This is a genomic window from Streptomyces sp. NPDC056580 (assembly GCF_042793175.1).
In the GTDB taxonomy this organism is placed as follows: Bacteria; Actinomycetota; Actinomycetes; order Streptomycetales; family Streptomycetaceae; genus Streptomyces.
Genome location: NZ_JBHTVE010000032.1, coordinates 22,301 through 37,672 on the forward strand (window position 1 = coordinate 22,301; position 15,372 = coordinate 37,672).

At 67.9% G+C, this 15,372-nt stretch carries 10 protein-coding genes and 1 pseudogene; 8 read left to right on the top strand and 3 right to left on the bottom strand.

Going from position 1 to position 15,372, the window contains the following annotated elements:
• Positions 1–7: 7 nt before the first annotated feature.
• On the bottom strand, positions 8–766 hold the full coding sequence (locus tag ACFQ9Z_RS38020) for a hypothetical protein (RefSeq protein ID WP_383031161.1): 759 nt from the start codon (positions 764–766) through the stop codon (positions 8–10).
• Between the two features lie 39 nt (positions 767–805).
• On the opposite strand from ACFQ9Z_RS38020, the gene ACFQ9Z_RS38025 reads away from it, so the two are divergent.
• Entirely contained in the window at positions 806–1,090 is a 285-nt protein-coding gene (locus tag ACFQ9Z_RS38025; protein WP_383031165.1) for a hypothetical protein, read from the top strand.
• Here the strand turns inward: ACFQ9Z_RS38025 and ACFQ9Z_RS38030 are convergent.
• Positions 1,087–1,716, bottom strand: a pseudogene (locus ACFQ9Z_RS38030) (RNA-guided endonuclease InsQ/TnpB family protein); the annotation flags it as partial. The gene ACFQ9Z_RS38025 and the pseudogene ACFQ9Z_RS38030 overlap by 4 nt on opposite strands.
• Here ACFQ9Z_RS38030 and tnpA point away from each other — a divergent pair.
• From tnpA to ACFQ9Z_RS38065, 7 genes are all read left to right on the top strand, one after another.
• A complete protein-coding gene (gene tnpA, locus ACFQ9Z_RS38035) occupies positions 1,694–2,116 on the top strand; it encodes an IS200/IS605 family transposase (protein ID WP_383031170.1) in 423 nt (140 codons plus the stop codon). The pseudogene ACFQ9Z_RS38030 and the gene tnpA sit on opposite strands and share 23 nt — an antisense overlap.
• 401 nt (positions 2,117–2,517) lie before the next feature.
• The gene (locus ACFQ9Z_RS38040; RefSeq protein ID WP_383031173.1) at positions 2,518–3,747 is read left to right on the top strand and encodes a hypothetical protein; all 1,230 of its coding nucleotides are present in this window, start codon (positions 2,518–2,520) and stop codon (positions 3,745–3,747) included.
• Positions 3,744–5,819: a hypothetical protein gene (locus ACFQ9Z_RS38045; protein WP_383031176.1), complete on the top strand. Its 2,076-nt coding sequence runs from the start codon at positions 3,744–3,746 to the stop codon at positions 5,817–5,819. Before ACFQ9Z_RS38040 ends, ACFQ9Z_RS38045 begins: the two co-directional genes overlap by 4 nt.
• A 24-nt stretch (positions 5,820–5,843) precedes the next feature.
• On the top strand, positions 5,844–6,983 hold the full coding sequence (locus ACFQ9Z_RS38050; protein ID WP_383031180.1) for an AAA family ATPase: 1,140 nt from the start codon (positions 5,844–5,846) through the stop codon (positions 6,981–6,983).
• 40 nt (positions 6,984–7,023) lie between these two features.
• On the top strand, positions 7,024–11,427 hold the full coding sequence (locus tag ACFQ9Z_RS38055; RefSeq protein ID WP_383031183.1) for an SAV_2336 N-terminal domain-related protein: 4,404 nt from the start codon (positions 7,024–7,026) through the stop codon (positions 11,425–11,427).
• Between the two features lie 182 nt (positions 11,428–11,609).
• Positions 11,610–12,563 carry an IS481 family transposase gene (locus ACFQ9Z_RS38060; RefSeq protein ID WP_383031187.1) on the top strand — a complete coding sequence of 318 codons (954 nt, stop codon included), beginning with the start codon at positions 11,610–11,612 and terminating at the stop codon, positions 12,561–12,563.
• A 480-nt stretch (positions 12,564–13,043) separates the two neighbouring features.
• Positions 13,044–13,217: a hypothetical protein gene (locus ACFQ9Z_RS38065; protein WP_383031190.1), complete on the top strand. Its 174-nt coding sequence runs from the start codon at positions 13,044–13,046 to the stop codon at positions 13,215–13,217.
• Positions 13,218–13,893: 676 nt separating this feature from the next.
• Here the strand turns inward: ACFQ9Z_RS38065 and ACFQ9Z_RS38070 are convergent.
• Positions 13,894–15,372 (bottom strand): hypothetical protein (locus ACFQ9Z_RS38070; protein WP_383031193.1); only part of this gene is annotated, 1,479 nt, incomplete at its 5' end.

The window sequence follows — 15,372 nt, forward strand, 5'->3', positions numbered from 1 at the left end:
ATGTGGTTCACCACCGTGTCCAGCGCCTTCGACAGCTTGGGGTGGGCGCAGCAGACCACCACACCGAGCAGAGCGGACTTGCGGTGCCAGGGCTACCGGTGATAACCGCGACCACGGCCCCGTCGCCCACCGGCCGGGCGAGCCAGTCGGCGAGGGCGCCCAGTTCCCGATCGCGTCCGGAGAAGTGGCAGGGGACGTCCAGGCCGGACGCCGTCTCGCGGCCCGAGGCCCGGGAGAGGTAATGGTGGAGGTCGAGGGTGGGGTGGACGGTGTCGATGAACTCCTGCAGTGCCCACCGGTCGCGCAGTTCCAACCGCTCGACGGGGTCCTCGCGGTACCAGGGGTTGGCGAGGAACCGGGTGTCAGGGCCCTCCAGTTCGCTGGCGACGACTTCCTGTTCCGGACAGGCCTCGTCCTCGCACAGGCTCAGCAGCCGCCGATAGATCTTCTCCTTCAGCCACGACAGCCGCACGTACGGTTCGCTCGGATCGACCCCCGCGTGCCCCTTGGCCAGGTCCTCCAGCACGTCGCACACCGCCCGGGAGAAGCGGCCGCCCCAGGCCTGTGCGTCCGGCGGGCAGGCGGCGATGACGAACATGCGGCGCTCAGGGCGCGGGAGGTTCCGCGTCCAGTCGATGCCGGCACCCGCGTGGCACACGTCGAGCAGGAGCAGGACGCGCCCCGTGCCGTCGTCGTCGACGTCCTGAAGGAACCGCCGCACGTCGAACGCCGTATTCGCCTGCTGATCGCGCGTGTTGCTAGCCACGATCACGAGATCGTCCGTGCTTCCGCGCCGCAGGAAACCGTGGCTGACGATGTGAACTACGACGCAGCTCCCGGCCCTGACCGCCGCGCGTATCTCCTCCATCCTCTCCCCGAGCGTGGCGTGGTCGAGGTCAGGCAGATGGCGTGGGGCCGACGGGACGAGCGGCGCCAGATGCCGGGAGATCCGCTCGCCCAGCTTCCGGGAGAACGGCAGGTCGTCCCAGGCGCTGCGCTCGGGGGGATCTTCTTCGTCGTCCTCGGCGTCGGCAGCCCCGGCTGGGGCGGCGGCGAGCCGGAAAGTGGACGTGACTCCTCCCCCACCTAAAGGTGGGGGCTTCTCGCTATGCCGGGGTTGGCGTCGCGACGGACCAGCCCGGCCCGTAGAACGTTCAGAGCGCCCGCGGTGTCCGCGTGCGTACTGTGGCCGCACGAGACGCAGTGGAACTTCTCCTGGGTGGGCCGGTTCTCCGCTGAGACGTGCCCGCATTCGGGGCAGGTTCGGGAGGTGTTGCGGGGGTCCACGGCGATCACTTCTCGTCCGGCGCTTTCAGCCTTGGCGTGCAGGATCGTCAGGAACACCCCCCATCCGGCATCTGAGATCGAGTGGTTGAGTCCGGCCTTGGCCGCCGCGCCGTTGGGTAGGAAGGTGCCCGGCGTCTCGGGGGCGGGCTTGGGGGTGGGGGCCTTGACCATGTTGCGGATCTTGAGGTCTTCGTGCGCGATGAAGTCATGCTGACGCACGAGGTCAAGAGCGGTCTTGTGAGCGTGGTCGAGACGCTGGCGGCGCACCTTGCGGTGAAGGTCGGCAACCTTCTGGACGGCCCGCTGGTGGTTCTTGGTGCGCTTGTCGCGGCGCACGCGGGGGAAGCGGGAGAGGGCCTGCTGTGCGGCTTCGAGCTTGGCGGCGGCGTTGCGGCCGTGACGCGGGTTGGGAACGAACTCGCCGCCTGATATTCGCACCGGCCGCCACGTCACCTTCAACCTCCACGCGCACTTGGTGTTTGTCACCAGGTACCGCAAAGACGTCTTCGATGACGACATGCTGAAGCGATGCGAGGAGATCATGCGGGAGGTGTGCGGCAGCTTCGAGACCGAACTACGGGAGTTCAACGGGGAGGCCGATCACGTCCACCTGCTCGTGCACTACCCGCCGAAGATCGCCCTGTCGAAGCTGATCAACAGCTTGAAGGGAGTCAGCTCCCGCTATCTGCGCGCCGAGTACACCGGCCGCATCAACCGCATCGGGTTGGGCTCCGTGTTCTGGTCCCGCTCCTACTTCGCCGGATCGTGCGGCGGCGCACCACTCAGCGTCGTCCGTCAGTACATCGAGGGCCAGAAGCGGCCCACCTGACCGTCACCGAAGACGGGCAGCGAACTCCAGCGCTACGCGCCTCCGATCGAGGATGCGTTTCCCTCCCCGGCTGAAGCCGGGGATACCCACGCAAGATCAGGAATGGAGACGACCAGGGTCGGCGAGTCCGTCGGGGCGGCCCCGTCGGGTTCGTCCAGGGACTCGTCCGTCATGATTCCCCCGGCCTGCTCTCGTGTCGCCCCTTCGTATTGGACACAACAGTATGTGACAACTCGTCACCCAGCGCCGCATTCGCGTAAGAGGCTCCGGTGTCCAGGGTCCGCGGCGGCTGGCCCTTACACGGCCGGCCCCGCGGCAGTGTGCGGACAGGCCTCTTCCCACCCCCTGAGCGTGGCTTTGGCGCTATCGTCGGACGCAAGCCCGGCAGGGGGGAGACTGCGGTGCGTTTCATGTTCGTCCACGGGACCGGGGTACGACGCGAGCGGCACGACAGGCTGTTCGGCAGGATCAGTTCGCGCCTCAGTGATCGGTTCCCCGGCGCGTCCATCTCGTCGTGCTTCTGGGGCCAGGATTTCGGGGTATCACTGACCGCCGGAAGCCGGTCGATCCCCGGGCGGGGCCGCACCCGCGCGGGCGATGACGAAGCGGTTGTCGCGCCACCGGACCGCGAGGCGGCGCTGTGGGCCCTACTGCTGGCCGATCCCTTTTGCGAACTGCGCCTGCTCGCCCACTTCGAGGACGAGGCCGACAGTTTCGGTGTGCCAGGGGCACGCCCAGCGGGAGCCGATGTCACGGAACGGCTCTCCAAACTTACCGGCCACCCGCCGGCCGACGATGAACTCGGCGCCTTGCTGCGGTCGACCGGACTCGATGCACACTACCCGGGCGCACTGCGGGCTGCGTGCGACGCAGAGGAGGTCGCCCTCGCCGCTCAGGGCGCCGAAGAGGCTTCCGCCGCGCGGGAGGTGGCCGTTGCGCTGGGCCGGGCCGTCATCGCGGCCGCGCTGGCCTCCGCCGGCACCGATGCCGAGTGTCTAGGGAGCGAACGTGACCGCCTGGTGGATTTGCTCACCGCACGCCTCGGTGGTGACGCGCGGATGCCCGGAGGCAGGGTCGCGGCCGTCCTGGCGACTCTCGCGCTCCGGGTGACGACGCAGCCCGCCCTGAATCTCTGGCGCGGTCCGCTCACGGGCAAGGCCGCTCCCTTCCTCGGTGACATCTTGCGTTACCAGGTCCGGGGTGAGCAGCTGAGGGAGCGGCTGCGCCGTGCCATCGCCGACGAACCGGGTCCGACGGTGCTGATCGGCCACAGCCTAGGAGGCGTCGCCCTAGTCGACCTGCTTGCCTCGAGCGCAATGAGCGGGCAGCCCGTGGTCGGCCCGCGCCTGCTGGTTACCGTCGGTTCTCAGGCCCCCTACCTGTACGAACTCGGGGCGCTGGCCGCCCTTGAGCCTGGGCAGCCGCTTCCCGGTGCCTTCCCGCGCTGGCTGAATGTGTATGACCGACAGGACCTGCTCTCCTTCGTCGCCCGGCCCGTCTTCAACGACGACCCCCGGGTCACCGACCACGAGATCGCTAGCGGCCAGCCATTCCCGCCGAGCCACAGCGCCTACTGGAGGGCGGACGGCTTGTACGACCGTATCGCGGACGCTGTTGCGGAGATCGCGTGATCGACCGGCACCGCCTCCTGCCCGTGACGTTCTGCCCGGAGCGCACCTTCGCCCTCGTCGTGGGGGTCGAGAAGTATGCACTGGGCCCGAGGATGGACCTGCGAGGCCCGGCCGGGGACGCCTTGCGTTTCACGCGGTGGCTCACCGGCACCTGCCAGGTCCCGTCGGCCAACGTGCGACTGCTGCTGTCCCCGTTGTCACCGGAGCGGCTTGACTGGTCCGGCATCCCTGATGCGGAGCACCTCAAGGACATGGCGCGGCCCGCGACCGAGCAGAACGTGAAGGACGTCCTGCTGGGCGAACTCGCCGGGTGTGACGGCGACATGCTGTGGATCTACTGGGCCGGGCACGGATTTCTCGGCGCGGCGAACGACATGGTGCTGGTGTGTTCGGACGCTCACCCAGGTGAGATCCGCCACCTCAACCTCGACTCAGCGCTGCGCTGGTGGCGTACCGACAAGGTGAAAGGGGACCGCTTCCCCCTTCAGGCGAGCGTGGTCGACGCCTGTCGCGTCGATCAGCCGCGCAACATGAACCCCGGCCGGGTGGAGTACGGAGCCGGCCGGACCGTGCAGGGCAGACGCCAGTTCCAGTTACACGCCGGGCGGGACGGCGAACCGGTGAAGAACGACCCCGAACGCGAGACGGGGCAATTCACCGAGGTCCTGCTGAGCGAGTTCGGGCGACGGCCGACGACCGAGTGCATCCTCGGCCTGGCCGAGATCGCAACTGCCGTCCGTGAGCGGTTCACGCGGATGCGGGCCAGCGGAGACGCCTGGCAGACTCCGCGTTTCCTGCGGGACCGCGACTGGGACGAAAGCACGTTTCTCAACGACGAATTCCCGCTGCCGCCCAAGGCCGGACGGCTGGACCAGCCTGCCTGGGACGCCCTGGGCGAGGCCTTCGGCGCCTGCGGCCTGCCACCGTGCACCTACGACGCCTACGCATGGGCGTTCGAGAGCACCGGCTGCACGACACCTGTGCGGCAGGGACTGCCCGCCGGACAACTGATCGAGATCGCCCGAGACCTCGACGACCGGCAGGGCAGCCGACCGGAGATACCGATGACACTGCCGTTCGTGCGCTTCCTCGCCGACCGGACAACCGATGCCACCTGGGCAGCACGGCTGGGGACCTGGGTCGAGGACACCCGGCGCAGGCTGAGAGTGCCCGCGTTGCCACCACCCCCGAAGCCATCCCCGCGATCCACCGTGCTGCACGTCCGCCTCGACCCAGCCGCCGAGGAAGAGGACACCTATCGTGCCCGTGTTTGGCTGAGACGCAGCGCGGCCACCACTGCCATGTGGGAAACACCAGGCCGGCCCATGCGGCTGGAGCAGATCAGGGTCGAACTGGGTCGGCAACTCAAGGCGGTCAGACCGATGGCCAGCGTCCGCCCGCCAGGGCGCCCCGCCTCAGGCATCTCCGGGCCAGACGTCTTCGCAAGAGACGTGCAGCGGGTTGAGTTCCACGTGCCGTTCGATCTCCTTGGCACCCCCTTCGACCAGTGGATGATGCCGGGCCGACGGCCCGGCAAGGACCGGCCCCTGGGACTGCTGTACGAAGTGGTGGTCCGCTGCCCGGACGAACGCCGCGACGACCCCGCCCTCTGGGAACGCAAGTGGGCATGGCTCAAGGCACAAGGCGGAAGCCACCCGGAGGCCGTGACCGTGGTTCGGGACCCGCAGGTGACCGAGGCACTCGGCATCAGTCTCGGCCTGGACGTGGCCCCGGCATGCGTGGTCGCCGACACTTCCCGAGCACGCACGGACGACCTGCTCGACGCCGTCCTGGAGGCAGGCGTACCGGCCACCGTGTGGTGGCGCGACGGCAGACCGCCGACCGAAGGGACCGCACTCAGTGAACTCACCGCCCTACTCCGGCCGGACGACGACGGCACGCCGACGACGGACGTGCTGGCCCTGCCCCGCCAGGTTCACCGGCTGCGCATCGCCCACGCGGCACGCACCCATGCCGAAGGCCGACTCGTCCTTTTGTGGGACGATCCCGACTGCACGGTCGGCACCCAGTTCCTGCGGGGCTCACCGGCGGCCGAAGCGTCGCACTCATGACATGACCAGGGGCTGGGGGACCAGATGACAGCCAAGGACTGGTGGCTCTACCAAGGCGCCGGCGACCACGCAGAAAAGATCGCTCGGCTGAAGGACTCGCCCGCGCCTCCCTGGCGAACCTTCGACGGGACATCCGATGTCTCCTACCAAGCGCCTGGCTGCTCGGGCCCGGCATGGAGCCGGACCCTGGAACGGGGCGCCGGCTATGTACCCGACGACGAGGAGACGGACGTCGTCAACACCGCGCTGTACCTGCGCAGACCTCTGCTCGTCACCGGCAAGCCCGGCGTGGGCAAGTCGACGCTTGCGCACAGCATCGCAGCGGATCTCGGTCTTGGCCCGGTCCTGCACTGGCCCGTCACCAGCCGCACGGTTTTGCGCGACGGCCTCTACCTGTACGACGCCATCGGACGACTCCAGGAGGCCAACCTTCACAAGCTGCGGACCGACGCGGCCGCCGGTGCCGACGTGTCGACCAACGCGACCGCTTCCGCGGCAGCCCTGGCGGACGCCCCACCGGACGAGGCAGCCGCACGCGCGGCAGCCATGCCGTCCGTTCCGCAAGCCGCTCCCTCCTCCATCTCCCGGTTCCTTCGACTAGGCCCGCTGGGCACCGCCCTGCTCCCGCGGGACCAGCCCCGGGTCCTGCTCATCGACGAGATCGACAAGAGCGACATCGACCTGCCCGGAGACCTCCTGACACTCTTCGAGGAAGGTGGCTTCGAGATCCCCGAACTGGCCCGGCTGTCCGTGGACGAGCCGGCTGTGAACATCGCCACCGACGACGGACCGGACCTGCTCGCCCGCATCGATGGCGGACGCGTCCGGTGCCGTTACTTCCCCATCGTGATCCTGACCAGCAACGGCGAGCGGGAGTTCCCGCCCGCCTTCCTGCGCCGGTGCGTCCGGCTCCACCTCGAGCCCCCTGGTCCGAAGAAGCTGGCACGGATCGTCCGCCGGCGGCTCGGCGTCGACGCCGGTGAACACGGCAAGTACCACAGCCTGTTGCAGGACTTCATCGACCGCCGCATGGACGGCGACCTGGCAACCGACCAGCTCCTCAACGCCATCCAGCTCCGGCTCAGCAGAGCGTGGACGGACGACGCGGACCGCGTCCGGTTCCTCGACACGGTGATGCAGCAGCTCACTGGGCCTCCCGCATGACTGGACCGGCTCGGGCGACCCGTCCGACGAGGGGGCCCGCGTGATAGAGGAACTCCTCCAAGCCTTTGCCGAGTACGGTCCGGACGCCGGCATTGAGGAGATCGCGGACATCCTGTGGCTCGCGGCACGGGTGGACGCCAGCCACGCCAGGAACACCGCCGAACCCGCCCCGGCCGAAAATGTGTCGAACCCGGACGACCCGGTACCGGCGGGCCGCACCGGCCCCGACACCGCTTCCGCCATACGCACCCCGAGTGAGCAGCTGTTCCACACACGTACCGATGAACGGGACAGCACCAGGCGCCGTGGTGTGCCCGTGCGCGTGGCCAAAGCCGCGTCACTCGACGCGCCACTGGACATGATGCGGGCCCTGCGGGCGATCGGCCGACGCTCCATCGGCGGCGTCGGTGAGCGGCTGGACGAGCAGGCCACCGTCGAGCGCAGCATCGAGGAGCGCATCCCGAGCCCCGTGCTCCTGCCCTCCGAAAGCCGCTGGCTGGACCTGGCGTTCATCGTCGACGCACACCACTCGATGCTGCTGTGGACGGATCTGGTGGACGAGATTCGCAAGGTGCTGACCCACAGCGGCGTCTTCCGGGACGTGCGCACCTGGTACCTGACCGGCACCGAGAGCGGCGGCGCACCGGGCGTAGCCCACCGGCGCGGCACCGAACCGCGCAGCACCTCGGAAATCACCGATCCCACCGGACACCGGCTCGTCCTCATTGTCACCGACACCGTCGCCGACGGATGGCGCGGGGGAGACCTGCACCGCGTCTTGAACCACTGGAGTCAGCACAACTCTGTGGCGCTGCTCAACATCCTGCCCGAGCGGCTGTGGGCCCGGGCCGCCGTGCAGCCCGCGCCGATGGCCTTCCGCAGCGACCGGCCAGCCTCACCGGCACGGTCCTGGCGCCGGAGCGCGACGCGTGGCTCGGCTGCCCGACGCCGGCGCAACCGGCCGACGACCACCACCGCGCCGCCTGCGGTGCCGGTGATTTCAACCGCTGCCAGCAGCCTGGCCCGGCTCGCCCGCCTCCTTTCCGGTGACGACAATTGGCACAGACTGGCGGCGCTCCACCTGGAAACCCGCCCGGCATCCGTACACCGCACACAGGTCTCGCCGGACACCGCACGTACCACCCCGGCCTTGGAAGCGGTCGAGCGGTTCCGCTCGGAAGCCTCGCCCACGGCGCAGCAACTCGCCGCGTACCTGGCAGCCGTACCGCTCAGCCTCCCGGTCATCACCCTCGTACGCCGCTCCATGCTCCCGGGGTCCGAGCACGGCCATCTCGCCGAAGTCGCCCTCGGCGGGCTCTTCCGCCCCTGGAGCACGGTCGCACCGGACGTTACTCCCGACGACCTGACGTTCGACTTTCTGCCCGGTGTACGTGACGTCCTCCTTGGATCGCAGCTGCGCGCGGACGTGGCGACGGTTCGTGAGCTGGTCAGACGCAACGTGTGGGACTACCTCGACCGCCGACGTGGCGCCGTCAGCGAATTCGGCGCGATCAGACTGGGCGGCACAACCGACGGCCGCCGGGCCATCGCCATCCCTCATGACGCGCAGCCCTTCGCTGATGGCCCTGAGCTCCAGTCCGTGCCCCAGCCACAGGCTCAGCTTCAGGGCACGCATAAGCCGGCTGCCGAAGTCACCGCCGGGCCGGACAGCGTTGCTCTGCACGACCACCTCGTCTCTGTTGCACCCCTGCCCCACGACCGTGCGGGACCCTCCGCTGGCATCCTGCTGACCCCGTGGCTGGTACTGACCTGTATGAGCACCGCGGCAGAGCACGCCCTCGTGAGTGCCGGTGGCCGGTCGGTGACCGGCCGTGTCATCTGGTCCGATGGCCCACAACCAGAGCGCGCCGCACTGATCCTGACGCAAGAGACCGTGACCACCGCACCCGGCCCGTGGACGGCCCTGGACACCGCGCAGTCAGCCCTCACCACGGGTCCCGCTGCATCGGAACCCGTAACAATTCACGCCTTCTCCGAAGCAGGCAGTCCCGTGCAGCTCGGCGGACGCGCTCTCACCGGCCCCCGAGAGAGCCTGGAGGTAGAAATCACCGTTCCCCACCCCACCACCGGGTGGCCGCAACTGCGGGGCGCTCCGCTGTCCAGGAACGGCTACCTCGTGGGCCTGATCAACCGAGCAGAGCCCGCTGGTCGGTTCACCGGCATCTCCGTGAAAAGGCTCCTCACCGACACCAGCTTCCGCACCGCTCTCGATCGGTCAAAGGCGCTCGGAGAAGCACCGCCGGATCAAACCATTAATCAGCCGGATGTCCCCATGTGGCCCGCGGACGCCACGCGCATGCCGGTGTGCCTCGCCATCGACACCAAGCTGCTGAAGAACCCGGGGACCAGGGACAGGGCTATCGTGGCCGAACGCTACATCGGCGACGCGTTGATCCAGCGGATGGCCATGGCGGAACTGGACGGAACGGTCACACGCGGACTCGCCCCACCGGCACCGGACGTCCTCATGAAGCTGGACGGCCCGCGCGCCCTGTGGAACGCCGGCCGGCTGCTCTCGCAACTGCCCGGCATCCTCGCCGGGTCCGAGACGCTGCCGAGCCTCCCGGTGACGGTCGGCATCGCGATGACCACCGGCGAGGTGATAGATGCTGGCACCCAGGGCCTGACCGGCCACGCCGTGCGGGAGGCGATGGCCATGCTGCGCGACCGCGGCTTCCGTGACCGACTGGCTCGCTTGGCGGGAGCCGACCTGCCACAGGCGACCCTCACGGTCTCCTCGTCCGTGCGCCGGCAGATCACGGACCTGCTCGGCCGGATATGGGAGCCGCGTTTCGTGGCGCAGGGCCGAGCCGCCGATGTGGACACGCGTGGCTGGCTGTGCACGGAAGATCCCATGCTACTCGGACGGGAGATCACGGAGGCAACCCGACTGGACCGCCCGTTGGACAAGTCGGCACCGCCGTGGCCGCTGTGCGGCGTCGGCTCTACGCCGCAGGACCCGCACGGATGCCTGGGCAGAGCCGTCTCCGGGTCGTCCGTGTGTCTCGCGCATCTGGCCGTGGAGCAGCGGACGCAGTACCTGGCGACGCTGACCCCAATGGCGGAGGTCGACTTCTCCGGCACGTCCTTCACCCCGGCCCTGCTGGCTCAACTTCTCGGCGCACTGCGCGACCCGGAGACCGGGACGCCCCTGCTGGGCTCTGCCGTCTTTCTTCGGGCTATGTTCCGCGACGGTAATTTCCGCTCGGTCGACTTCACGGCCGCCAGCACCTTCGCGGGTGCCACATTTAGGGGAAGGACGAACTTCGCGAAGGCGGGATTCCACGGCGATGCCTGCTTCGACAGAGTCGCGTTCGACGGACCCGTGCGGTTCGACTCCTCGGCATTCCGCAGCACCATGTCGATGGACAGAGCCACCCTGGAGGACACTCTCAGCATCGGTGGGGCAACCTTCGACGACGCCGCCACCTGGGACCGAACCTCCTTCCATGGTGAGGTCAGGTTCGACGCCTGCGCGTTCAACAGCAAAGTGTCCTTCGCGCGCGCCGAGTTCCGCCGTCCGGCACGGTTCACGAACTCGGTGTTCGCTGGGAGAGTGTCCTACGCCAGGGCAACAGGCCACGTCACGGTCAGTTTCGCCGGAAGTCGGTTCCAAGATGGAGCTGACTTCTCCGGATTTCGAGCCCCCGACGCGGGACCTCTGGGAAATAGCGTCTTCCATGACGCGCTGACCGTCGACGCCGCGCCTGAGTCGGCAAAGACAGATGCCGAAGCCTGGACGGAAAGGGTGCGGCAACTGGTCCAAGGCGCCGAGGCCGTCATCTTCGTTTTCGATCCAGCCGTCTGCCGGCTCTTCCCGCACCGCCGCCGCGCCGCCCTCGCCGATGAGCTTCTGCGGCTGGCCGCGGAATGGCCCGCGCGGGACGAGGTCGCGGAAGAGGCGACCGGTGATCCCTATGCCATCCTTGCCGCCTTGTCCGAGGACGTGCCCGACAGCGCCGTATTGGACGAGGCGGAAGCATTCCTAGCGGAGGCGGAGCTACGAGCCGTGGGCTCGGCCCTGCCCACCCTGTACGCCGATCCACTGCTGCGAACTTGGCGGGCACGGAGGGTCAGAATGGCCGTCCTGGCCCAGTGTTCCTCCGACTCGGTCATGCGCTACCTCACAGAACGCGGCCTGACGGATGTGTTCGGACCGCACATCTACAGCCGCACGTCGGGCACCGCGCACCCCACGTCGGACCCCGAATCCCTGCACAACGTTATGAGGAGCCTGTCGACACCACCGGACGCCACGCTGATGATCGGTTCCACTCCCACGGAACTCCGTACGGCCGAGCGGGCCGGCCTGCGCTTCCTCGGCTACGCCTCCAACACGGAGCAGGCTGAGACACTGATCGACGCGGGCGCGCAAACGGTCCTGACCTCGCTCGGGCTCGTCTTGGACCTACTCAGACAGTGACCTCGGCACCGTCCGCTCGCCTGATTCTATCGCCGGTGCGCGAGGTCTGCGTGACGGCGTGCTAGTTGTTCTGTCCACGGAGGTTGGTGACGGACGGCACGGCTGGGTGGTCTTGAACGAGTGAGGGCCTTCCGGCTTCGGTGTGGATTGCGACATCTGCACCGAGTACCGAGAAGCTCCTCTTGCCCCACCGTAATGCACTCCTGACCGAGACCGGCCGTCTTCGCCTGGCCCGCTGCGTTGTCGAGGACGGCTGGCCCCTGCGCCGCGCCGCCGAACGCTTCCAGGTCTCACCGACCACAGCCCAGCGTTGGGCCGACCGCTACCGTCTGCTCGGCGAAGCCGGCATGTCCGACCGGTCCTCTCGGCCGCACACCAGCCCGCGCCAGACCCCGACCCGTACCGAACGCCGGATCATCAAGGTCCGCGTCCTGCGCCGATGGGGACCGGCCCGCATCGCCCACCTGCTCCGCCTGGTGCCCTCGACCGTGCACCGGGTCCTGACCCGCTACCGCCTGGCCCGCCTCACGCACCTGGACCGGGCGACCGACCGTGTCATACGCCGTTACGAACGCGACCGGCCCGGCGAACTGGTCCACGTCGACATCAAGAAGCTCGGCAACATCCCCGACGGCGCCGGCCACAAGACCCTGGGCCGGCAAGCGGGCCGCAAGAACCGCACCAACGTCGGCTACGGCTACCTGCACACCGCAGTCGACGACCACTCCCGCCTGGCCTACAGCGAGATCCACGCCGACGAGAAGAAGGAGACCGCCACCAGCTTCTGGAAGCGGGCCCACGCCTTCTTCACCGAGTGCGAGATCACCGTCGAGCGGGTCCTGACCGACAACGGCGCCTGCTACCGCTCACGCCACTGGCGCGACGCACTGGCAGCGGCCGGGATCACACACAAGCGAACCCGGCCCTACCGGCCCCAGACCAACGGCAAGGTCGAACGCTTCAACCGCACCCTGCTGGAAGAGTGGGCCTACGGCCGCCCCTACCGCTCCGAGCAGGAACGACGTGAGGCGTTCCCCGAGTGGCTGCACGCCTACAATCACCACCGCGGACACACCGCGCTGAAAGGCCAACCACCCGCCAGCCGCGTCCCCAACCTCACAGGGCAATACAGCTAGTGCGCAGCAAGCGGGGGACCCACAGTGACAGATTAGATGTGCTGACGCCTCGCCACCGATCGTGGCAGGGCGTTGACGATGGACGCTATGCGGTCTTGCAGTACGCGCCAATGGCGGTGTTTCTGCTTGGCCTCGGCCGGGCTCACGGGGGTGCGTACTGTCGCTGAACCGGGCCTGTGCGACGTCGTCGGCCTTGGGAACCCGCCCCTAAGGTGGCGCCGAGTGCTAGCGCCCATTCAGGGGCCGCCCACTGAGCGGGCCAGCGACCGCCTGGCCGGCGACCGCTCTCGTGGCCCGAGCGCGACGATCATCCAGCCGCTACTCAAGACCGCGGTGTGGACCGCGTCCGGGAAGTCGGCGACGCTTCAGTACCGTGCCGGTACGACGCCCAATTCTCCTCAGTACGCGGGGTGTTCACGGCAGCACTAGCCTGCCAACATCGTTGTCCGGGTTTGACACCTTGGTGGGGGGTGGTGCTGTATGACGTCCGCACAAAACAACGACCAGCGGCTGCTCGATCGCATCCTGGAGGACCAGCACCGGATGTTGGCGCCGGACAAGAGTCGGGATGACTTCTTCACGTTCTTCGCTGCTGACAAGGCCCTACAGGACTGGGACCTCGACAACGACGAAATCATGGACGGGCATCGTTGACGGGGCTCACGACTGCGGCATCGACGGCATCTGGACCTTCGTCGACGAGCGCTACGTCACCGCTGATGCCCATCAATACCTTCCCTCGCGTGCCAGCAAGATCGAGTTGGTGATCCTGCAGGCCAAGACGTCATCGGGCTACCAGGAGACGGTGGTCGAGAAGCTGCACTTCCATCTGCCGACACTGCTGGACATGAGCCGAGACGAAAAGGACCTGGCGCCGCACACGAATGCCAAGCTTCTGGACCGAACACGTCGCTTCCTGCACATCCTCGAGGAGCTGGCGTCGTCGTTCCCGCAGGTGCGCATCAAAATGATCTACGCCAATAAGACTGCCGAAACTCCGCACCCCAACGTGAAGGCCAAGGGAGACCGGCTGCGGCGAGAGCTCGCGAAGATCACTTCAGATGGCAAGGCAGATCTGGAGTACCTCAATGCCGCCGACCTCCGCGAGCGCACCGCCCGAGGAGCCAAGGCGACTGCCGAATCGCCAGCGGCGTCACCCTCGCCGCCCGCTTCCGCACACCAGCTGACATTGCGACATTCCTCATCCCCGACAAAAACAAGACCAAACCGACGTGTTGATTACCGGCAAGCCCTAAGTTCGATTCTGGTAGCGGCCTCGTCCTCGCAAGGCCAGGGCTTGGGAAATTTTCGCCCGACGCGTCCGGAGGGGTCAGGGGTGCGGGTGGCGAGATGCGAAGTAGTCCTGGAGGGAGGATGTACGGAAGACCAGGATGGGTCCTTGCTGGTGGAGGATTTCGCAGGTGTGGAGCAGGCGGAGGGCGGAGAAGAGCATCCAGGGCATGCGTCCGCGCACGGCGAAGTAGATGGTGCATATGACGTAGTTCAGCCACGCGGTGTTGAAGGCGGCGACGATCACGCCGAGGGTGGCTCCGAACAGGAGGCCAACTATGGGCTGAGGGGTGAAAGTGGGGTCGTGGACGGCTACGACGAGGAAACCGAGGTAGGTTCGCAGTGCTGCGATGGAGAGGGTGCTGGCCAATCCGACGGACAGCACGCTGAGGAGGGCGAGTCGCCGGTCGTGCCGGTAAAGGTGGTCGAAGCTTGCGGTCGGGCGGGAAGCAGGCTGGTTGAGCCATTGGATGAATCCGGCTGTCACGCCGATGGGCCCTGCCGCCATGACCGCGAAGACCAGGCCGACGCTTAGGCCGTGCCGGAGGGAATGATGGAAGATTCCTCCAACTGCGGCGCCGGCGATACCGACTGCGGAGGCTGCCGCGGTGGCGGCAACAAGGTGGGGCAGCAACGGGCCGAGGCGGGAGCGGCGGGGGCGGAAGTCGGCAGTTGAAGGGGTCAACTGGCTTTCGGGGTGAGACAGCAAGCGGGCGGAGAAGGCGGCGACCAGGACGCCCAGGAAGACAGCAACCATGACTCCCAGGAAAGTGCGGTCGTTGGCGTGCGGGAGCCCAGCGGCCGGGATTGCTGCCACAGCGCCTGCGGAGGTCACGCTTGCAGTGAAAGCGCTGAACAGGCACTGGATGCGGGAGCCAGCAAGAAGGTCGCGCAAGAGAAACACGATGGCTACGGGAGGCGCGATCTCGGCCGCATCGCTCAAGGCGATGGGCAGGCCCTCAAGCCAGAGACCCAGGGGCAGGACCGCCGCTGCAGTGCTGAAGAGCGCGACAAGTGCGGCGCGGGAAGTGCGGACCCCTCGGCAGACGCCGAGGACGACCCCCGTGATCGATCCGACGCAAAATCCGCGAGTTAGACCCACTGGCATCTGAAGGCAGAGGACGTAGGCAGGAGCCGCGGCCACGGCCGAGAAAAGGCCGAAGACCCATGCGGGGACACGGTTGTAAAACCTCCACCATGCCAAGGCTCGGATGGTGACGGCGGCTGGAGAAGGCTGATGGTCCACCAGAGCCCAGTACGGTGAGGACGGCTGGATGGTCCGCTGCATCTCGTAGGCGATGTAGGCGGCGTAGCTTTTGAGCGCATCTCGCTTCGGCTTGAAGGGGACACGTCTGTTGAGCTGTCGGTTGACATAGTCCTCCAAGAGGACTTGCCGGCCTGCTTCGGCGCCGTGAAGGAGGACGGCTGCGTGGACGTCGGAAGGGAGGTACGGATGGGTTACGGCGCCGTCCTTGAGCAACTCTAGGTACAGCGGTGTCTCCATGAGCGCGACCAGCTC